Below are 21,109 nucleotides of genomic sequence, written 5' to 3' on the forward strand. Positions count from 1 at the left end.
ATTTCGTCTGGGTTTGAAGAACTGGAAGAATAAGACTGTTAGTAATCGCGGACTGAACACGTCGTTGCCTTCGTGCGTACATCCCGATCCTATCAACCGGATCTTCTATCCGGGTCTTGTTGAAGTCTCTTTTTGGGGTAAGTTTCAAGCTTAGATGCTTTCAGCTTTTATCTCTTGGCGCGTAGCTGCTCGGCAGTGCCTTGTCAGACAACCGATCGACCAGAGGCGCCGAATGAAAGTTCCTCTCGTACTATTTCATTCTTCCCTTCAGACTTCTGACACTCCTTATAGATAGTAACCGACCTGTCTCACGACGGTCTAAACCCAGCTCACGATCCCCTTTAATAGGCGAACAACCTCACCCTTGGCTGCTGCTGCACAGCCAGGATGGAAAGAACCGACATCGAGGTAGCAAGCCGCCGGGTCGATATGTGCTCTTGCCGGCGACGACTCTGTTATCCCCGGGGTAGCTTTTCTGTAGTCAATAGCCCTCACCAAAAGGGCGTATTGGTTCGTTAGACCCGAGTTTCCTCTCGCGATTGCTTGCTATGCGCAATCGCGTCAGGCCAACTTATGCTCTTGACACTCTCCAGCGGGTTTCTGACCCGCTTGAGTTGACCTTAGGGCACCCTTGATATTTTTTCGAGGGTGTGGCGCCCCACCCAAACTGCCTACCTATCGATGTCCTGAAACAATTCAGTTAGAATTACAATAAAACCAGGATGGTGTCTCATCGTTGGCTAACCAACTCCCACAAGAGTTGGATCGACGCCTCCCATCTACCCTGCGCAGGTAATACCGTAATCCAACGACAGGCTGCAGTAAAGCTCCACGGGGTCTTCACTTCCCATAAGGAGTCACTAGTCTCTGCACTAGTACAAAAGGTTCAACGGATTCGTGTTAGGGACAGTAGCGCTCTCGTTATTCCATTCATGCAAGTCGCCAATTAAGCGACAAGGTACTACGCTACCTTAAGAGGGTCATAGTTACCCCCGCCGTTTACGAGTCCTTCGTCCGGTTGAACCCGGTGTTCAGATACTCGCACTGGGCAGGAATCACAGACTATACTAGTCCTTTCGGAGTTGCAGTCTGCTATGTTGTTATTAGACAGTCGGAGCGCCCTTGTCACTGCGACCTGCCCAATCTCTGGGCAGGCACCCCTTATCCCGAAGTTACAGGGCTAATTTGCCGAGTTCCCTTAACACGATTAATTCCGACACGCCTTCGCCTTCTCAGCGAGGGGCACCTGTGTCAGTTCTTGGTACGGACTGCATCCACCCTTTTCACGGGCTCCTGGAATTTGCTCTGTTACCCCATAACGGGTTAGCAACCTTCTCACCATTACGGTACTCCGAGTCGCATATACCGCTTAGACGGGACGACAGTCCCGCTGAGCATATCCGGAAGCGTCAGGATTGTCTGGAGCAGGTACAGGAATATTAACCTGTTTCCCTTTCGCTACACTCGAGTTACGGTGCAACTTAGGACCGACTAACCCTCGACTGACGAACATTGTCGAGGAAACCTGGCCCCTGCGGCGGTATGGATTCTCACCATACTTAAGCTTCTACTACTGCCAAAATTTTCATTTCTACACGGTCCACAGGACCTTACGACCCTGCTTCCGCCCATGCAGAACGCCTCTCTACGCCATCATACTTACGTATGGTCCGTGGTATCTGTGGCAGGCTTAAGCCCCGTCCATTTTCAGCGCCCTGAATCTTGACTGGTAAGCTGTTACGCACTTTTTAAAGGGTAGCTGCTTCTAAGCTCACCTTCCAGTTGTCTTTGACCCAGGACCACTTTCAGTGTTTACACTGAGCCTGCACTGAGGGACATTAACCACGGTCTGGGTTGTCTCCCTTACGCATTACAAGCTTACCCCGTAATGCGGACTTCCGACCATCTTAGATGACAGGGAATTTGGAGTTTGACAGGAGAGGGACGACTTTCGTCACCCACTTCCCCAATCAGTGCTCTACCTCACTGTCGATCTCCGGTCAGGTCATGCTACGGCATGTTTCGAGAGGAACCAGCGGATGCCTGGCTCGATTAATCTTTCACTCCTATACGCAGGTCACGCGAATGATTTGCATATCAAAACCGCTTGCGATCCTCCACGCACCTTTCGGCACGCTTCAATCTGCCCACGCATAGATCGCCAGGCTTCGGGTCTTATCCTGTTGACTCCGCGCATTATTAATACGCCGTCCCACACCTTACGGCTACGGACTTGTTGGTTTCCCTTCGGTTCCTTCCTTTTAAGAATTAACCTTCGCCAGCAGAATAAACTCTTTGGCCCGTTCTTCAAAACGTACGTTATGACACCGGCATTCAAACCCGTACTACCGCATCACTGCGGATTCCTTCGCTTGAAAGATCCTTTCGCGCCATAACACGCTATCACCTGTCAGTTTCAGGCACTTTTCAACACCTTTCTAGGGTTGCTTTTCAGCTTTCGCTCACGCTACTATTACGCTATCGGTTTTGGGGAGTATTTAGTTTTGGAGGTTAGTGACCCCCAGATTCACGCGGGAATTCCGACCCACGTTACTCAGGACTCCGCCAGAGCACATTTCCATACACATACGGGACTGTCACCCTCTGTAGTATGCCGTTCCAGACAACTTCTGTTCTGGAAATATGTCCCATACGGCGGGCCTATCAACACCACATCTCCCGAAGGATTCAGTTTGAACTCTGTCGCTTTCGATCGCCTCTAATAACGACATCCCGTTTGGTTTCTTCTCCTGCCCCTACTAAGATGTTTCAATTCGGGGCGTTCCCCATCCTATACAGGATTGATACGTAACGTATCAGGATGGCCCATTAGGGAATCCCCGGTTCATAGGCTCCATGCGCCTACCCGGGGCTTATCGCAGCTTGGCACGCCCTTCGTCGGCTCCCAAACCGAGCCATCCACTGACAGGTATAAAGCTCGTCCAGTTCCGTCAAACCCATTTAACGTCCTAAACGCAGCAATTCCTATACACGGCCTATCATCGCCCCGATTTCACGGGGTCTCAAGCCCTTCCCCGGCGATTTGCATCACCTGGTGCACTGGCAGTGGACCCGTGGGGATTTGAACCCCAGGCCTCGGCGTTGCAAACGCCGCGCTCTTCCAACTGAGCTACGAGCCCACCATTTTATTTGGAATACTGATGGTTTTATGGTCTGTCCGGCACCCGTTGCAATAATACCGCTTATAAATCGTTAGGAGGTGATCCAGCCGCAGATTCCCCTACGGCTACCTTGTTACGACTTAACCCCCCTTGCGAAACCCAGATTCGACAGCGCCATTTGGCGTCGCCTCATCAAGACCTCACTCGGGTGGTTTGACGGGCGGTGTGTGCAAGGAGCAGGGACATATTCACCGCGCTATGGTGAAACGCGATTACTACGGATTCCAGCTTCATGCGGGTGAGTTACAACCCGCAATCCGAACTTAGACTGGGTTTAGGAGATTGCCTTCACCTTTCGGTGTCGGAACCCATTGTCCCAACCATTGTAGCCCGCGTGTAGCCCGGATAATTCGGGGCATGCTGACCTACCGTTGCCCATTCCTTCCTCCCCTTTAGCAGAGGCGGTCCCAACGATGTCCCCATCGACCCGAAGGTCAAGCTGGCAATTGTTGGCGTGGGTCTCGCTCGTTGCCTGACTAAACAGGATGCTTCACAGTACGAACTGACGACGGCCATGCACCTCCTCTCAGCTAGTCAAGTAGAGTCTTCATCCCGACTATCATTCAGCTGTCTTATCCGGTGAGATTTCCGGCGTTGAGTCCGATTAAACCGCAGGCTCCACCCGTTGTGGTGCTCCCCCGCCAATTCCTTTAAGTTTCAGCCTTGCGACCGTACTCCCCAGGCGGCGCATTTCACGGTTTCCCTTCGGCACCTCAGTGACACGTGGTCACTGACACACCTAATGCGCATCGTTTACAGCTGGGACTACCCGGGTATCTAATCCGGTTTGCTCCCCCAGCTTTCGTCCCTCACTGTCGGAGCCGTTCTGGTGAGATGCCTTCGCCATAGGTCGTCCCACCGGGATTACAGGATTTCACTCCTACCCCGGCAGTACCTCTCACCTCTCCCGGTCCCTAGAACTGCAGTTTCCCCTGAACGCCCATCAGTTAAGCCGATGGATTTCTCAAGGGACACACAGATCCAGCTACGGACCCTTTAAGCCCAGTAAAAGCGGCCACCACTCGAGCCGCCGGTATTACCGCGGCGGCTGGCACCGGTCTTGCCCGGCCCTTTCTTCACCAGTTGTTTACACTGGTGGACAGCCACCCTGTGGTGGCACTCGGGGTTTCCTTATCACGGTTGCCCGCATTGTAAAGTTTTCGCGCCTGCTGCGCCCCGTAGGGCCTGGATTCGTGTCTCAGAATCCATCTCCGGGCTCTTGCTCCCACAACCCGTACCGATTACAGGCTTGTTGGGCTTTTACCCCAACAACTACCTAATCGGCCGCAGACTCATCCTGAAGCGACGGATCTTTCATCCGGAGAACATTCCAGTTCGCCCGGACTATAGAGCATTACCCCCAGTTTCCCGGGATTATTCTCTTCTTCAGGGCAGATTGTCCACGTGTTACTGAGCAGTTCGCCGAGGTCTTGCACCTCTCGACTCGCATGGCTTAGTCAAACCCCGATAGCAGTGGCCTCTGGCAGGATCAACCAGAATTTGTTTGGTTACTTTTCGCAACGCACACTTGCTCGGACTATTGGCGGGTGCGGACAGATGTCCACACCATCAGTATTCCTATGTCGAACCCGTTGCAACATCGCTGTTCACAGTTCGGGCTCCCATCTAAACGGCCTCTAACGTTGTGTTCGAAGGCTTATATACCTTTGCAGGTATTAACCCCCAAACAACAACGTTTGAGCCGTTTCACACTCACTTTAACGCGAGTGGGATTTACTACTTACACTCCGGCGCATATAAGCGTTACTCATGCGCACTGATTTCATTCGCGAAATGTATGCGATCTGATGTCGCATTCAACTCCGGACAAACATGATGAAATCTCGTATAAATCATTTTTTTGGAGAATAGAATCATTTGGACAGTTATTGGCTGAAGCGAAGATCTCAACGACACCAGATGAGCGCAGCATGACGGTCCACTCAAGGCAACTCAACTTCTCTCAAGCCGCAGGATCGCCCGCATGTTTTTCGATGTACAACTCGCCGAACATATGCTCCTGCCGAAGACCTACCTTGCCATAAGATGGGGGTTTCTCGTCAAATAGAGAAATAATGAAGAAAGAGGATTGAATTATTTTATATCATTACTATCAACATGCATTTCAGAGTTTGATGATATTTATCCTTGGATAGAAGTTAGTTTGAGGGTTGCCAGATCTATCTTCTTCATCTGAAGCATGGCAGCCATAACCTTCTGTGCCTTCTTGGTATCAGGATCGGTGAGTAGATCTATCATCTCTCCGGGAACTACCTGCCACGATATTCCAAATTTATCTTTTAACCATCCATATTGTTGTGATGCAGGATCCCCACCATCGGTGAGTTTCTCCCAGAAATAGTCAACCTCCTCCTGATTGGCACAATTGATAATGAAGGAGATTGCTTCAGAAAAATGGAATACCGGGCCGCTATTTAATGCAACGAAAGAAGAACCATCCAGAGTAAATTCTACGGTCATGACACTCCCTTCAGGTTTATGATGAAACTCAAACCCTTCTTTTCCGTATCTAGTCACTCTTCCAATTGAAGAATTTTTAAAAATTGACGTGTAGAAACGAGCCGCCTCTTCTGCCTCATTATCAAACCATAATCCGGTAGAAATCCGATGAACAGATGCTATGATAAGTATTAATCTTGTAATTAATTGTTTCTCATCTTAAGTAGATCTGAGGAAATACATCAACCAAATGGGAGAATCACCAGATACTCGGGGAGGAAATTAGGAGTGAACTAGAGCCGATTTATCAGTCATCCGGAAAAAAAGGCTTTGAACTCATCGACATGTTTCAACATGAATCGCTGGAGTTCGTAGTCATCATGAAGAGCCTCACCATCAAGAGATTCTCCACAAAGATGACAATGCCTGGAAATCTGACTATTCACTTTATTGCAAAGAGGGCAGATTCTTGGTCCTAGCCGGTTTGTGGTCGCTTCAAGTTCATCTTAAGAGATACCATAGAGCTTATTGATTTCAGGAACGATGTCGCTCCCAGTCAGATGAGCATCGGTAGCAAACATCTTCGAGTCTATAGTCCCCCACATCATGAGTTTGATAACCGATTCGTTGACGCCTTGCTGAATGAGGTGGGCAATGTGGGAATGTCTGAGTATATGCGGAGTGAAATGTTTCTCCATTCCTGCACGCTTGGCAAGAACAATGTGGTTTTATTGAGTGCAGCTCGGGTAGGAGAAATCCCATGGTCGCTAATGAAGACCAGATTCTCACCAGAAGGGCTGCCCGGATAATCGCTCTTCCATTTGATCAAGTATTCTCTAGCCATCACTAAGCGGATATACCGATTGATCCCGGTCTTGAAGTTGAGATTGACAACAGCCCCGGGGGCATCAAACTTGATATCATTCCATACCATCTGACCGATCTCACCGATTCGGAAACCACCCTCATATAATGTGGAGATGAATGCACGCTCTCGACTTGCATGACATGCACCCAAGATCGCAGTAATATCATCTACACTGAGCAGGTCATTCGCTGTTCGCTTATTAGACCGCTTCTGGGTTTGAACTTTACCCAGTTTCTTTTCGTGAAGTATGACATACTCTTCATCAATCAAGCACCGATAGAAGGGCTTCATCATCCCAACATAATCAGCAATGGTGTGTGGCGCAAACGGTTTACCTCTCAATGATTCTCCAACTTTAATCCTTGAGACTCCACTATAGAGGTCAGCGATGGAATTCTCAGTGAAGGGAACTATGAATCTTCTGAGATTAACCAGGATAAAGTCGATCTTCTGTGATCGTTTTCCACCGATATTCCGAGTAGTCTTAGAATCGGCAACATACCCTCTGATCAGATCTGCATCCTGTTTTGTTATCTGAACTGAAGCGAGAGCTTTTTCGATCGACCGATCAGGATAGTCCTCTTTGATATCATGAAAGGCAAACTCCGAGGGTGGTTATATCAGGTGCATGAGAAAGATGTAGCGTCACTATGCGGAAAAATTTTTGGAGAAGAAGTGAACAATTGTTCCAAAGCCTCAGGCGAGATTTGAACTCGCGACCTCGTCCTTACCAAGGACGCGCTCTACCGGCTGAGCCACTGAGGCTTGTGCCTTTACATATACTCCGGGTCCACATATAAATTTAACGCCGCCCAGGCTGACCTTCGAATGGCTATTTAAATATGAACTGATGAGGATTTGAGATGAAGGTCCATCTGCGGATATGGGATCTCAATTCCTGCAGCCTTGAACGCAGTATAGATCTCCGTGTTCAGGTGATCCCTGACCTCAAACGTTTTGTCATACATCCCGGTCCAGACTAGGAGTTGAAACATCAGCGCAGATTCACCAAACTCCAGAAAATATACTTCAGGAGTAGGAGTAGAAAGAACAAACCCGGACTCAACTCCCTCTTCTGCAACAGTTTTCAGAATTTTTTTCACCTGATCGATATCAGAATTATATCCAGTACCGACTGTGATTCTGACTTTCATAGTAATATCCGGAAGTGCAAAATTTGTCAGCATATTCTCAGTCAGAATCTTATTCGGGACAGTTACGAGCTGACTGTCCAGGGTTTTAATTCTGGTGCTTCGTGGGCCCACAGAAATGACATCACCAATGACCCCTTGTATTTCAATCCGGTCACCCTCCCGGAACGGTTGATCAGCAGCGATCATCGCTCCTGAAAAAAAGTTACCAAACGTATCCTGGGCAGCGAGACCCACGACAATGCCCACAAGACCTCCGGTAGCAAGCAATGGAGTGATGTCTATTTTGAGAACAGAAAGGATCATAAAAAATGCCCCGATACCGATGACATATCCATACACACTCTGGAGAAAATGAACAAGTTTATCATCGAAACCGGAATCTGTCAGACTTGCAATCTTTTTCCCATACAGGTCCAGGAAATTCCGGATAAAGAACGCAATAATTAAACTGCCCAGAATGATGTATAAAACCTGGGCATAGGTGCTCTCCATAACCTGATGGGCAAGATCAGGAAGATCGGCAACATACCTGAGAGCCAGAAAGATGGTTATTGTCAAAATGGCAATTACAGCCGGAATTCCGAGCGCTGATATGATAACCCGACTGATACCCTTCTCTGATCCTTCCAGATGTGCACGTATTTTCGAACCTGCGAAATAAAGAATCACAGCGAGAACACAACCTGCTACAATTACCAGGGCAGCTGGGATGTTTCCAAAGGGCATACGATCAGGTTTATGCTCAACGGACTTATATGTACAGGATTATGGCTCACGATAACCCGATTGCACAGAAACTTGCGGAGCTGACCGATCGTCCGATGACATTCATGCATGTCTGCGGAACGCATGAAGCTGCCATTGCAAAAAACGGGATCCGGAGCATGCTCCCAGGCAATCTGAAGATCGTGATGGGCCCCGGCTGTCCGGTCTGCATCACACCCCAGGGTGAGATCGATGCAGCTCTCGAACTCGCCGCAAAAGGATGTATCATCGCAACATATGGTGATCTTCTCAGGGTTCCCGGCTCAGAAGGGACTCTTGAGAGTTGTGGCGGAGATGTGAGAATTGTTCAGGGAGTTCACAAAGCCATTGAGATAGCACAAAAGACAGACAAAGAGGTTGTATTTGTTTCAGTAGGGTTTGAAACAACTGCACCCACAGTGGCAGCCATGCTTTTAACAAATCCCCCTGCCAACTTTTCAATACTCTCTTTTCACCGGATTGTGCCACCGGCAATGCAATGGCTTCTGTCACAGGGCGAAGCACGTCTTGACGGATTTATGCTTCCGGGTCATGTTCTGACAGTTGCAGGTATTGATGAATACAGGCAGTTTCAGGTTCCTCAGGTCGTTGCCGGGTTTGAAGCTGATGATATTTTACTTGGACTCTGTATGCTTGCCCAGCAGGTCAGGGATGGGACCGGCCTTGTAGAGAATGCATACCCGCGAGCTGTAAAAGAAGAAGGAAACCCGAAGGCAAAAGCGATCATGGATCAGGTCTTTGAACCATGTGATGTGGAATGGAGAGGATTTCCCGTCATTCCAAAATCAGGACTTAAGCTCAGGGATGAATTCTCACAATACGATGCACAAAAGAAGTTTAATATTATATATAAAAAGGTCAGCAAAAATTCAGCATGTATCTGTGATAAGGTGCTGAGAGGAATCGCAGATCCATCTGATTGTAAATTATTTGGAAAAGTGTGTACTCCACGGACACCGGTTGGACCATGCATGGTCTCTCACGAAGGAGCATGCAAGATCTGGCATTCGTACCCGACCCACAAGTAATGGATTACCCATTCCCTTTATTTGTTCGAAGATCTAATAAGGTAAGGCTGCCCCGGTAGGGTAGAGGATATCCTAGAAGCCTCCGGAGCTTTTGACCTGGGTTCAAGTCCCAGCCGGGGCGTTCTGCGAGTTACGCTAACGCTCTTCTCATTTTTCTCTGGTTTTTTATTAGATATTAAGATAAATGATGTTCGATAAACAATCCATCTATCAACATTGACTCGCAATAGCCACCTCATAATATAAACCAGCGGCGCAAACCTTATTTTCGCCCCAATCATGTCTTCTGCGTTAAAGGTAATCTGATTTTTCCCAGCGCCAAGGATTGAGGTTACATCTGTCAGTTCTCTTTACACCGTATCCCCGGAGTATGGAACTGACTCTCCGGCATGGTAATCAAGACTTTTAGTCGTAGATTCATTGACCGCGACCACCTACAACAGATCAGAAAAAAGCTTAAAGTGACGTCTTCGACTGAGACAAAAACAGCTTCGCCTCCCCATCCCAAATATACCCATTTTGTGATGAGTTACCATTTCATCTTCTTCAACCCTTGAAAAAGAGGGACTGGAACCAGGATCACACAGTCCCCTTCAATTGTATCAACACAGCAGCCCGGATTATGAAACGGCTACTGTCGGAAGAGGAGTGACTGGTATGGTCTTAACTGAAGATGTTGATGAATTAGTTCCCTTATCTGATGTCACAGTATATGATGATCCAGTAGAGGTGACCACAATATTTCCATTTCGATCAGTCCGGTATACTTCCGCTCCCGCATCTTTCAGGTTTTCTAGTGTCTTTTGAGCAGGATACCCCAATGCATTATTATGGCCAACATCGATCACAGCAACCTTCGGGTTGACTAATGAGAGGAAAGACGGAGAACTCCCTGATTTAGATCCATGATTCGTGACCTTAAGAATCTGTGCAGAGGGATCACCAGTATACGTCGAGGAATCTCCCATAAACAGGAACTTTTCTGACCCATCTGTAACTTTAAGAACAACAGAATCCTCATTTAGATCATTTTTGTCTGATGTAGGATTGAGTACCTCAACAGATATCCCATCTGCAAAAGGAATTGTCTTTCCGGTTTTGACTTCTTCATAAGGAATCTGCTTTTTCTGGACAAGACTCATGACATCCACATAGGTTTGAGAGGCGGTTGATTCTCCGTTGTCAACAAAGAGACCGACCGGGAAAGCGTTCAACACATCAACCATTCCACCAATATGGTCCTCTTCAGGATTCGTCGCAACAACAACATCGAGATTCATTATCCCATGAGTTTTAAGGTAATTTACAACCGTAGGACCTGCATCTACAGGACCAGCATCAATCAACATATTGTGTCCACCCGACTGTAGTAACTGGGAGTCGCCCTGGCCAACATCAATATATGAGACGGTTAGTTGTCCTGATACGGCAGTTGAGAAATAGATGAGGACTAAAAAAATCCATCCATAACGAAGCATAGAATTGAATGTTGATCTACTTTATGATATATATGTCGATTCATAAAAAATCCAACCTGATTATGGACTAATTAGGATAGATTTCTATACAGAAAAAGAATTGAACAGGCATACAACAAATTATTTGATGCTGAGTAAACTTTTCATCACAGATACACCCGCTTGAGATTCTTAATTATTTGGATCAATTGTCAATACATAATTGTATGAGGATAAAATATCACCATTTCTGCCTAAAGCAGCCTGTGCTTTTACTTTACGGACCCATTTATTCGCGTCGCATGGATTGACCGTTATGGCCTAACTTTGCCACTTTAACTTCCGAGACCAAATGAGATCATCCACATAGTGATCAAATTTTTCTGAATTTGGAGATCTTCTCCTCAAAATTTCATGTCATCCCCCAATTATGGTGCAAAATCATCGTGTTGATGGCATCAAAATTGGAGTGAATGAACTTTTTTCCATCCGATTCCACGCACACCGGAAGAAATCGAAGGGATAGAAGAATCATGAGCAGATATAAAAACAGGTCGTATCTTCTCAGAGGATGAGATTAAGAGAAAATTCGATTGTTGAATGACGGAAAACCTAGTCATTTATACCAACAGGGCACGAGACCTGAAGAGACACTCTATTGAGATCGCTCGGGAGATAATCATCTCAATATGTGTACTGAAAACTGATCACCTTACCCAGGTTAAGAAACTCAAGGGTTCGCAAAAATCGCCGTTCTTTATCTGCATGTTGATGACTACCTGATGATTCTGGTTATCCAAAATAACAGATTAATTGTTCAACTGGTAGAACAAGGGCCTCGATAGACAGTATATCGGAAAAATGGAAATTAACAATTGGTTCCCGCAAATGCCAAGGCACAGATTGCAGTTAATGTATATACGTGTTAAAATTATCCTGAATTGAACAAATGAATTCTGTAATAATATCTCTGATTATCTGAAAATATTGGGTAATCCGATTATCATTCTGAAACCGGTATGATCCTCTCTTTCATTTGCCTCTCAAGACCTAACTTCATCATCTCAACCACGTTTGATACAACTCCCCGGGTATAGGTATTGAGCAACTGATCGGCAGTAAAAAATTCCCGATCTTCGTTGCTGGTAAACTCAGCACCATGGGTCCGGTAATACAAACCAAAGGGAGCGAGAATAAAACCCATCTGCTGAAAATTCAGGAAAATATCCATAGCAGTCTTTATTCCCCCGTCTTCATGCCCGTTCACAAGGATTCCAACTATTTTTCCCGTAGTCAGCCCGGGTTTTTTCAGGTGATAGAGATTTTGTAAACAGGTCGTCCGATCAAGAAAGATCTTGAGCTTTGCTGACATGCTATTCCAGTTGATAGATGAAGCGACGATGACGGCTTTCGCAACTGTAAACATCAGATGAAATATGTGCATATCATCAGATTTATTCCGACATGGAAAATCACAGGACTGTGCCCGCACTGCATAACAGCACCAGCAATGATCTATTGAGAATTCATTCAGGTTAAACCGCCGATACGAAATAGTCAACTCATTAAGCATGGATTCCGCAACATCAGCCATTATCCCGGTGTTTCCTGCCCTGTGTGAACTGCCGTTAATGAGCAGAACATCAAATGGTTCTCCATTGTAGGAGGTTATCTCATGATCTGCAGGGATAAATTCTCCAGAGGGGCTATGGCAATTAGGACATCCTTTCGGAGGTTTTTCACCGTTCATCACAAAGCCACAAACTGTACACTTCCAGGATATCTTTTCTACCGTTATTGCCTGATTTTTATTTGAAAGGGTCATGAATCTCTCATCTCAATTGGTGTGATACAACCTGCCGGCAAAATTTCTAAGAGGTATATGATCAGGTCACGGAATTGTGACGATAGATCATTTGAATAATTCCTTTGATTAGTACTCTCTTGCTGGATTTCAATGATCAAAGATATACCTGGTTTTATTATTGCCATCATTGCGGCACAATTGAATTGATAGAAATTGTACCATATGAGCAATATTTCACAAGTTATTGGTTTTTATGTAATGGTTCGATGAATTCTGATAAATAAGAATTAAAAATCCGCATCATCTCAATAACGATATATGGATATGAGGAGGTCCGTCATCTGGTTTGTATAAATAAGGTCAATATTCTCTCCATGAGCAATTACTCAAATCCCAGGATAAGATTTCATTAACCCAACATTTCACAGGGTGGAAAAAATTCGGCTATAAATCAGGTATTTTTACGATTTAACCATTATTTAGATCGGGTATTGTCTCACATTATTTAAAGTCAAGTTTTAGGCTTTATTTTTAAATTAAGTCAACTAAATCGTTTTCTCAAGGTGTTTTTATTAATAGATACAAGTGGGGTGATGAATACCCTGCCTGCCATTGAGATCTGTCATTCTCGATGTGTCAATGCAAACAAATATCTCCGCGTATATTATGCCAATTTGAGGTTGGAAATTTTAAATTGTTCCCGGTAGAAAAGGCATTTTATAATCACCAGCAGAGTCTGGTTGAAAATTAGATCCGCGATATCCAACCAGAGGGGAGGTTTCAGATACAAAAACTGGTTAAATCATTGATAAATTGACCAATAAAGGATATTATCCAGGGGATCCTGAAATAAGCCATAATTTTATCGCCTTTTCCAGACTACACAACTTAAACATGCTGATACACTTTTCAAGTGTACTCCAATGATGAAATCCTCTGTCAGGATATTTAGACCGGAACTATTGAAACTTTTATTCCTCATGCCCAATTTATTCAGATCAAAATCTGATTCTCCCCTGATTACTCTCTCTGGATTCAGAAAATCAGAAAGACCTCATAACCAAAAAAATTTTACCGGGGTCACCGACTCATTTCTTGTTTAAATAAATTCACGACCAAGGGCATCTGCTTTCATCATGGCATCATAGACCATATGTGGTGTTACAGCAAATGGTTCACATTCCATGAATGACCCGGGCTTGCATGCAGTCTCAGCAACCTTCATGATATCATCAGAACTCATTTCACCGGAACAGATACCAGAAAAGGTAACTGGCAACCCAACACTGGTACAGAACTGCAATACTTCCTGTATCTCTTTATCCGGACGCTTTTCAAGAACCAGTTGAACAACAGTACCAAATGCTACCAGTTCACCATGGTACATATGATGGCATTGAGGGAGAATAGTGAGACTGTTGTAGATCGAATGGGCACAGGCAAGCCCGTTACTCTCAAACCCTACCCCACTCAGATAAATATTTGCTTCAACAATGTTTTCAAGTTCCTGTGTACATTTCTTATTTTCTGCAGATTTTTTTGCCTGAACTCCATCCCGAATCAAAATCTCATAACAGAGTTTTGCTAATGCAACTGATGAGTTCGTACATGTTCCCCCAACAAAATTTTCATGATGTGAAGCAACGTTTGCCATCGCTTCAAAATATGTCGAGAGAGCATCACCCATCCCTGCAACAAGCAACCGAACCGGTGCCTCAGCAATAATTTCAGTATCTACAAGAATTATTTCTGGATTTTTTGCAAGAATCAGGTTGCCATCAAATTCATGATCTTCAGTATAGACTACAGATATTGCACTTGTGGGTGAATCAGTGGATGCAATCGTTGGAATGGATATGACCGGACATTCTTCATAATAAGATACTCCTTTGGCAGTATCCAGAGCTTTGCCTCCCCCAACGCCAATAACTACTCCACAATGATTTAATGAGTATACCGTTCGGAGCCTTTCAATTTCATTATGAGTACATTCTCCATTAAATTTTTCAAAGACGAGCGTTGCCCCGGAACCTTTGAAACTTTCCTCGATAATACCTTTCAAATGAGTGTATGCAAAACCTCCCATGACAAAGAGATACGGCCCATGCAGCCTGGAAATATGATCTTTTATTCGCGAAAGCTCTCCTGCTCCCTGAATATATTTTGAAGGTGACGCGAGTACTCTGGACATCATACAGTATCTCATCTTTGGAACTATTAGTGTTCTCCCAGAATTACCCAGTAAGAAACCAACAATGACAACCACAAAAGAAAAAAGGTTCAATAATGGATGCTTAACCTCACAGGAACCACACACCTGTGTACGGTATCCTCAACTCAACCGAACAGGTTTACTTTCCTCTTGTTCCGGTTCCACAACAACTGCAGTCCCATAAGCGAGCACCTCGGTCATCGACTGTCCAATCTCTGATGAATCAAATGCAACGCCAATGACCGCGTTTGCTCCCATTTCCATGGCATGATCCTTCATTCTATCCAGAGCATGAGAGCGTGATTCATTCAGGAGTTGTGTATACTCATGAATCTCTCCGCCGAGAATAGTTCGGAGACCGGCAACAACATTTCCACCAAGACCCCTGCTACGTACAATCAGACCCCAGGTAAATCCGACCTGCCGGACGATCTTATAGCCCGGAACATATGGAGTGCTGACTATGAGAATATCAGATGACATCTGCATAACGTGGGTACCTGGAGGATAACATGCTTTTGTTATGGATCATCATGGCAATCAGAGAGAAGGTATGATATAAGATAATAGAAAGAACCCATAACCATTTCAACAAAGCATGAGTAGTATGGATCTATGAGGTTGTGGATACTAGTACTTCTCATATGTCTCGTTGTCAACTCGCCTTCTGCAGCGGATACGAATACCAGTAACCTGCTGTTTAACCTGACAACTAATATAACTCCGGTTATTACCCAGGTGCCTGTCGTCATTCTGCCAACGACCACAGTTCCAACCAGCAGCCCTACTATAGAAGTTACTCAGGTACCGACAACAACAGAACCAACGGTAACACCAACAAAAGAGGTAACGCTCGTCCCCTCTCTTAAGCCTATAACCGTGCCGATTACAACACCAAAAGAACCAGTTATAGTATCTAATATTACTGTCACTCCCACACCGACTGCTACACCTACTCTTCTTCCATCATTACAACCGACTATTAAACCAGTAATATCATTAAAACCAGGTATAAGTAATCTGAATATCCAGGCCGATTCCCCAATAACAAACCTGGCTCTTTCAGGAAACTTTAGTTTTATTTCATCTCCTTCAGGAGCGACAGTAACATTTGATGGCTCTTCTTCAGGAACAACACCCGTGACTGTGGCTGTTGATGAAAGCAGCAGCACACCGCATACGGTGAAAATGGAAAAGAGTGGATACCAGGACTGGACTTCAACCATTGATCATAACCCGGCTGCGGGGACAACTGAGATAATAACAGCAACTTTGCAGGCGAGCCCTCTAAATGGATCAATATCAGTCACGTCAACCCCATCAGGGGCAACAGTAGCAATTGATGGATCTGATATTCAGACAACCCCTCACACGTACCCGGAAATAATTCCAGGATCCCATACTGTTACCATCAGTAAAGATGGATACACACCTTACACAACAACAGTAACTGTAGCATCTGGAGCAGAATCCGTGGTATCAGCCGTATTAAACCAGGTATCTACGACGGGATCACTCACAGTCAATACATATCCGTGGGGAGCTGTTATCATTTTGAATGATGTGGTTTATGGTATCACTCCCGCACACTTTGATGCCATACCAACCGGGACCTACACAATGAAACTGGCGAAGTTTGGATATCAGCCGGTAACACAAAGCATTGAGATCAGTTCAGGAAAAGAGAACAAGGTCGAAGTCGCCCTTCCAAGGTACTTCCCGCCAACCGGGACACTGTCTATACGATCCTTCCCAAGTGGCGGGGTAGTTACTCTTGATGGTATAACCCGTGGAGTCACCCCGGCCCGGATTTATGGATTGAATCCTGATAGTTACAATGTCAGAGTTTCAATTCCCGGATATCTTGACTGGATAGGTATCGTTGATGTTGTTGCAGGAAGAGAAACATCTATTTATGGAACACTCACGCCTAAAGGGACAGTAATCCACACCGGATCAATTGCTGTTACCTCTACACCATCAGGTGCCTCAGTGATTCTGGATTCACGCCCACAGGGTAAAACTCCAATGACTCTTCAGAATATCCCCAGCGGTACGCACTCTCTCATCCTCACGTATCCGGGATATGAACCTGTTTCAACAACAACAACAGTGCAAGACGGAACAACAAGTCAGATTTCAGTAACACTCACTCAGTACACAACGCAGAACCTGACCCCGGGTTTAATAACCCTGTCAGATGATGCAGCATCGTATCTCTCTATTCACGGAAGAACACAGGCACTTGCTGACTTCAATAATCCTTCTAGTGGATTTTCCAGTGACACGAAATATATTCTGGCTCTGGATCTCAATGGCACGGTTCTTGCGGATGTAGCAAACCCTGAACTGGTTGGAGTAAATCTATCAAAGCAGAATTCAGATCCGGTATCTTCCGGTCTTTTAATCTCCTCTCTAGCCAAAATGGGAGGCGGGAGTTTGTATATTACAAACCTGACAACAGGAGAAAAACCGGTCTCTCTTCTGTATGTCAGGCCAGCGATCAGCGGAATTATTCTATCAGCAGTAACCCCTGTTGATGGAATGACACTCCCGGTCTTTACCGGTGATCCAGCACAGATGAAAGAGAGTGTTCATGCTGCGGTTGTCCATGCAAAGGATCTCAACAGGGAAGTGGCAGAGGCTGATATCGAGACTGGTTCATACTCTTCAACATCAAATATGCTGCTTCATTCATTTGATCCAAACAGCACTGCTGATATCGATCAGAACGGGGTAAGCACTTCAGGTCTTCTTACTGCTGCTGCAGTTGACGGTGGTGGCTATGCCTGGGTTCCTATGTTTGATGGATCAGACAACAGCATACTCACGCTGGGATATGCGGAGATGGTAGATGATTCCTGGGGAATTTGGGCATCATCCACTGAAAAAGGTCATGAAATAATTGTTATGATGGATGCTGTCCCGGTGGTTGTATCGGTTTGAATAAAACGGTAACACCTCATTTTTCAGGGTAGATATATAGAATAGAAAAAATACCTTTCTAATAAAAATATTGAACACGGATAATCTATTCGAATTATCTCTTCTGTATAGTTTTCAGTTGTTAGTTAAAGTTATTTGATATATTCTAACTCTTTTTTTTATCATAATGACGGAATCGTTTGTTTCTCCAGACGAACACCAGGTATTTCAAAAAAGTGGATAAGACAATCATTCATATATATAAACGGGAAGACAGATAGCGCCTCATATAAAAGAGATTGCCCTTAAATGGGAGGATATACTCTTATCGGAATTTGATTCATACCATGGGAATTTAATCGTGAATTCTTTAGTTGATATGGTTTAGAATATATCGAGAATTATGTTAAATAAACAGAATTATCATGGAATTTAAAACTCATCACCTTGTCCTGCTCTGTATAACTGCCTTTTTTGCAATGGCCGGAGGAGCCCTTATTACACCGGTATTACCTGAAATGGTAGGACCACTGCATACAACTACCCAGGGGGTAGGGATGCTCATGTCAGTTTTCACTATCTCTACTGCAATATTCACGTTGATTATCGGACAATTCATCGATTGCATCAACCGGAAAAAAATACTCGTGACCGGTCTTGTAATCTATGGATGTACAGGTCTTGTCAGTTTTTTTGTCTCTGATGTGAACTCGTTATTAGTAATGAGATTCATCCAGGGTATTGGAGTAGCCGCGATAACCTCACTCGCCATGTTGATTATCGGTGACGTTTACACTGGTATTGATTGTGTCGGGGCAATGAGTAAAATCAGTATATCATTTGCCTTGGGCTCAGTGTTTGCGCCAATTATCGGAGGAGGACTGGCAACCTTTGGATGGAATTACGCATTTCTCTTTTATGCCCTTTCCCTGCCATTTGCTTTGGTTGTTATGATGATTCTTCCTGAAACAAGAAAGCAGAAGGAGCTGGGCAGTTACCAAGGTCTCATTGAAGCTCTCAAATATCTCAAAAATTTGCCAATACTTTATACCATTTTTATGGGTTTCTCGATATATTATCTATTATTTGCCATGATGATATATGTGCCCTTTATGCTCAAGGGTGAGTTCAACTTTACTTCAGGATTATCAGGAATCATGCTCGCTGTCCCGGGCATGGCTTGTGTCGTGATGGCACCAAAGGTGCGGTATTTTGCAGGCAAGTATTCATTAATCAGGGTGATAATTGCGGGATTCATAGTTGTAGGGTTATCACTGCTACTAATGTCTGTTGTGCCTTCAATAATCGGAGTAGTTCTTTTATTACTTCTTTTTGGATTAGGACTCGTAATTTCACAGACATGCATTGACGCCCAGATTATACAGATATCTCCACTTGAGTCAAGAGGCGGTGTTATCTCAATTTATAGTTGTATGAGATACATTGGTCAAAGTTTTTCTCCTATAATCTTAGGTATAATTCTGGCATATTCAGGTATTGCCGCTGTTTTTGTCACTGCAGGGGTTTTTGGATTGGTTATTGCATTGATGACGTATAGAATGAAATATTTGTTTAATACCCTGTAACTTGAGTTGGCAAAGAATAATTTTTCGAATAACTCTCCTTATTGTTCATCAGATTTTAAATATATTGCAAGTCCGGAAAAAGTCGGATTTATGGACTTTGGTGGATTGAAAGTAGAAAAACACCTTCGATTATCCTAAAAATAATCTTTAATGTATCCATTAACGCAACAAAGATTATCAATTATAGGGTAATATTACAGTCAATTGGACAGTCAAGTAATTTCAAAGAATGAACTATCAAAAAACAGATACAATACTGCGGGAATTTGGTATATTCAATATCTAATCTGAATGATATGAGTCTTTTAAAAGGAATAAAAGGGCAGGAGGCACTAAAGGGTTTTTATAAGGCCGGAGGAGTGCCGAGAAAAGGGAAAGGTGATCATATAAATAAATATTAAAATGCCCAATGGTCAACTCATTACCATTCCAATTTCTGGAGAGGTAAAAATTGGGTTGTTAAAATCTGCAATCCGAAAAGCCGGACTTTCTGAAGAAGAATATGTGAGATTTCTTGAGGAGTAATGATGCAGGAATATACGATAATAATTCATCCCGCTGAAGAAGGGGGATTTTGGGTTGAAGTTCCCACGCTTCCAGGTTGTTTTTCACAAGGCGAATCAATCGAGGAGGCAATGAGAAATGTCAAAGAAGCGATAGATCTTCATATAGAATGTTTGAAAGAGGAGAATGAACCCGTACCTATTGAAAATGATCTCATTATTAGTCGTGTTCAGGTAAATCCTGTTCAAGCATAATTATTGGACTGATAATCCAGTCAGAGATACTCATATTTGACCTATTTGGAAAACCAGGGTCGGATATATCAAATCAGACGATACATCAGTTCATGATCTAATCAGTCGGATTATTTTTTCTTGCCCACACATAGACGGGCATGAAATGAAATTTCACTCATAATTCTTTACGCGTTCTCATCATCTTTTTTTCTGCATATAAACCAACGGCAAATCTATTTATACCGAAATAATCCGGGTGGAGAAAAAAGTTGGCAGACTTTACAACCAAAGGCGTCATAAAGTCAGCGGAGAGGAAAATAATTACTCCGATCGACACCGTCACTAATTTCCCGAATTCGTCCGAATGTCGTGGACGAAGTCGCGTGTACATTTCTGACTGAATCCCGGGTGCAAGCCGCCCAGGTATCTGATCTGTATACTACAGGGATGCTGCAGAACGGAAGTTATGAGATCTCGCGGGTTGTTGGATCCGGACTGACCGGGGGAACCGTTGTGAACGGTTCCGGTATGCTCGGGTTCGGATCACAGTCTGAAGGGAATGACACTCTGAAAACCAGAGGGTTCGTATCTGGAAATATGAGCGTGAGGGACTTTGTGAAGTATGGAGGGAGGTTATGATTTGGGAAATATTGACCGGGTTTCTTGGATCTCTGAGCGTGATAAACACAATTGCGGCGATCCTTCTCTATCGCCAATATGTGAAACTCGCGTATGAATCCGTTGAGTTTGCGGAGCTTGTGATTACCAGTATTGAGGAAGCAGAAGACGGATCTGTATCTATCGATCCTCTGTCTCTTGCGGCCTCATCGATGGATCACGTCAGCCAGTTATCCGGGCTCCTGAAATGGATCCGGTTCTGATTCATTGCTGTTAAAAACGATCAGTGTGAATATCTATGTGCCGG

The 21,109-nt window shown here is 44.6% G+C and carries 14 protein-coding genes, 3 tRNA genes and 2 rRNA genes; 7 read left to right on the forward strand and 12 right to left on the reverse strand.

The features are described from left to right. Positions 1 to 18 precede the first annotated feature (18 nt). The 8 genes from ACHZA2_RS01140 to ACHZA2_RS01175 all read right to left on the reverse strand — a co-directional run bounded on the left by ACHZA2_RS01140 (position 19) and on the right by ACHZA2_RS01175 (position 8,390). Positions 19 to 2,949 (reverse strand): 23S ribosomal RNA (locus ACHZA2_RS01140). A 118-nt stretch (positions 2,950 to 3,067) separates the two neighbouring features. After that, positions 3,068 to 3,140 (reverse strand) — tRNA-Ala (locus ACHZA2_RS01145). Positions 3,141 to 3,215: 75 nt separating this feature from the next. After that, positions 3,216 to 4,682: ribosomal RNA gene (locus ACHZA2_RS01150) — 16S ribosomal RNA — on the reverse strand. Together the 16S and 23S rRNA genes with 1 tRNA gene alongside form the textbook arrangement of a ribosomal RNA operon. Positions 4,683 to 5,324: 642 nt before the next feature. Beyond that, complete coding sequence (locus tag ACHZA2_RS01155) at positions 5,325 to 5,846, reverse strand: VOC family protein (RefSeq protein WP_319580927.1); 522 nt, start codon at positions 5,844 to 5,846, stop codon at positions 5,325 to 5,327. A gap of 302 nt (positions 5,847 to 6,148) precedes the next feature. Further along, entirely contained in the window at positions 6,149 to 6,316 is a 168-nt protein-coding gene (locus tag ACHZA2_RS01160; RefSeq protein WP_394698634.1) for a hypothetical protein, read from the reverse strand. Beyond that, positions 6,247 to 6,852, reverse strand: a complete 606-nt coding sequence (locus ACHZA2_RS01165; RefSeq protein WP_319578168.1) for a tyrosine-type recombinase/integrase — start codon at positions 6,850 to 6,852, stop codon at positions 6,247 to 6,249. The genes ACHZA2_RS01160 and ACHZA2_RS01165 overlap by 70 nt, the downstream gene beginning before the upstream one ends. A gap of 350 nt (positions 6,853 to 7,202) precedes the next feature. Beyond that, a tRNA-Thr gene (locus tag ACHZA2_RS01170) sits at positions 7,203 to 7,275 on the reverse strand. A 71-nt stretch (positions 7,276 to 7,346) separates the two neighbouring features. Then, positions 7,347 to 8,390 carry a mechanosensitive ion channel domain-containing protein gene (locus ACHZA2_RS01175; RefSeq protein ID WP_319578169.1) on the reverse strand — a complete coding sequence of 348 codons (1,044 nt, stop codon included), beginning with the start codon at positions 8,388 to 8,390 and terminating at the stop codon, positions 7,347 to 7,349. Positions 8,391 to 8,431: 41 nt separating this feature from the next. Here ACHZA2_RS01175 and hypD point away from each other — a divergent pair, with 41 nt between their 5' ends. Together hypD and ACHZA2_RS01185 are read left to right on the forward strand one after the other, a co-directional pair. Continuing rightward, positions 8,432 to 9,457: a hydrogenase formation protein HypD gene (hypD, locus tag ACHZA2_RS01180; protein WP_319578170.1), complete on the forward strand. Its 1,026-nt coding sequence runs from the start codon at positions 8,432 to 8,434 to the stop codon at positions 9,455 to 9,457. A 49-nt stretch (positions 9,458 to 9,506) separates the two neighbouring features. Next, positions 9,507 to 9,578: transfer RNA gene (locus tag ACHZA2_RS01185), tRNA-Arg, on the forward strand. Between the two features lie 499 nt (positions 9,579 to 10,077). Here the strand turns inward: ACHZA2_RS01185 and ACHZA2_RS01190 are convergent. From ACHZA2_RS01190 to ACHZA2_RS01205, 4 genes are all read right to left on the reverse strand, one after another. Next, positions 10,078 to 10,935 (reverse strand): ComEC/Rec2 family competence protein, encoded by an 858-nt coding sequence (locus tag ACHZA2_RS01190; protein ID WP_319578171.1) that lies wholly within the window; start codon positions 10,933 to 10,935, stop codon positions 10,078 to 10,080. A gap of 982 nt (positions 10,936 to 11,917) precedes the next feature. After that, the gene (locus ACHZA2_RS01195; protein WP_319578172.1) at positions 11,918 to 12,739 is read right to left on the reverse strand and encodes an NAD(P)H-dependent oxidoreductase; all 822 of its coding nucleotides are present in this window, start codon (positions 12,737 to 12,739) and stop codon (positions 11,918 to 11,920) included. A gap of 1,081 nt (positions 12,740 to 13,820) precedes the next feature. Then, complete coding sequence (locus ACHZA2_RS01200; protein WP_319578173.1) at positions 13,821 to 14,915, reverse strand: glycerol dehydrogenase; 1,095 nt, start codon at positions 14,913 to 14,915, stop codon at positions 13,821 to 13,823. A gap of 138 nt (positions 14,916 to 15,053) precedes the next feature. Next, positions 15,054 to 15,422 (reverse strand): heavy metal-binding domain-containing protein, encoded by a 369-nt coding sequence (locus tag ACHZA2_RS01205; protein WP_394698449.1) that lies wholly within the window; start codon positions 15,420 to 15,422, stop codon positions 15,054 to 15,056. A 126-nt stretch (positions 15,423 to 15,548) separates the two neighbouring features. Here ACHZA2_RS01205 and ACHZA2_RS01210 point away from each other — a divergent pair, with 126 nt between their 5' ends. From ACHZA2_RS01210 to ACHZA2_RS01230, 5 genes are all read left to right on the forward strand, one after another. Next, complete coding sequence (locus tag ACHZA2_RS01210) at positions 15,549 to 17,879, forward strand: PEGA domain-containing protein (RefSeq protein ID WP_319578175.1); 2,331 nt, start codon at positions 15,549 to 15,551, stop codon at positions 17,877 to 17,879. A 404-nt stretch (positions 17,880 to 18,283) separates the two neighbouring features. Next, a complete protein-coding gene (locus tag ACHZA2_RS01215; RefSeq protein WP_319578176.1) occupies positions 18,284 to 19,444 on the forward strand; it encodes an MFS transporter in 1,161 nt (386 codons plus the stop codon). A 524-nt stretch (positions 19,445 to 19,968) separates the two neighbouring features. Next, positions 19,969 to 20,202 carry a type II toxin-antitoxin system HicB family antitoxin gene (locus ACHZA2_RS01220; RefSeq protein ID WP_319578177.1) on the forward strand — a complete coding sequence of 78 codons (234 nt, stop codon included), beginning with the start codon at positions 19,969 to 19,971 and terminating at the stop codon, positions 20,200 to 20,202. Between the two features lie 351 nt (positions 20,203 to 20,553). Further along, positions 20,554 to 20,823, forward strand: a complete 270-nt coding sequence (locus ACHZA2_RS01225) for a hypothetical protein (protein ID WP_319578178.1) — start codon at positions 20,554 to 20,556, stop codon at positions 20,821 to 20,823. Continuing rightward, complete coding sequence (locus ACHZA2_RS01230) at positions 20,820 to 21,065, forward strand: hypothetical protein (protein WP_319537906.1); 246 nt, start codon at positions 20,820 to 20,822, stop codon at positions 21,063 to 21,065. The genes ACHZA2_RS01225 and ACHZA2_RS01230 overlap by 4 nt, the downstream gene beginning before the upstream one ends. Positions 21,066 to 21,109 lie beyond the last annotated feature (44 nt).

The organism is uncultured Methanospirillum sp., from assembly GCF_963668415.2.
Lineage (GTDB): Archaea > Halobacteriota > Methanomicrobia > Methanomicrobiales > Methanospirillaceae > Methanospirillum.

Excerpts from the sequence above, each read along its gene's own strand:
- ACHZA2_RS01190 (WP_319578171.1), bottom strand. The coding sequence starts at position 10,935 with ATGCTTCGTTATGGATGGATTTTTTTAGTCCTCATCTATTTCTCAACT.
- ACHZA2_RS01215 (WP_319578176.1), top strand. The coding sequence starts at position 18,284 with ATGGAATTTAAAACTCATCACCTTGTCCTGCTCTGTATAACTGCCTTT.
- ACHZA2_RS01210 (WP_319578175.1), top strand. The coding sequence starts at position 15,549 with ATGAGGTTGTGGATACTAGTACTTCTCATATGTCTCGTTGTCAACTCG.
- ACHZA2_RS01175 (WP_319578169.1), bottom strand. The coding sequence starts at position 8,390 with ATGCCCTTTGGAAACATCCCAGCTGCCCTGGTAATTGTAGCAGGTTGT.
- ACHZA2_RS01220 (WP_319578177.1), top strand. The coding sequence starts at position 19,969 with ATGATGCAGGAATATACGATAATAATTCATCCCGCTGAAGAAGGGGGA.
- ACHZA2_RS01200 (WP_319578173.1), bottom strand. The coding sequence starts at position 14,915 with ATGATGTCCAGAGTACTCGCGTCACCTTCAAAATATATTCAGGGAGCA.
- ACHZA2_RS01195 (WP_319578172.1), bottom strand. The coding sequence starts at position 12,739 with ATGACCCTTTCAAATAAAAATCAGGCAATAACGGTAGAAAAGATATCC.
- ACHZA2_RS01230 (WP_319537906.1), top strand. The coding sequence starts at position 20,820 with ATGATTTGGGAAATATTGACCGGGTTTCTTGGATCTCTGAGCGTGATA.
- hypD (WP_319578170.1), top strand. The coding sequence starts at position 8,432 with ATGGCTCACGATAACCCGATTGCACAGAAACTTGCGGAGCTGACCGAT.
- ACHZA2_RS01205 (WP_394698449.1), bottom strand. The coding sequence starts at position 15,422 with ATGCAGATGTCATCTGATATTCTCATAGTCAGCACTCCATATGTTCCG.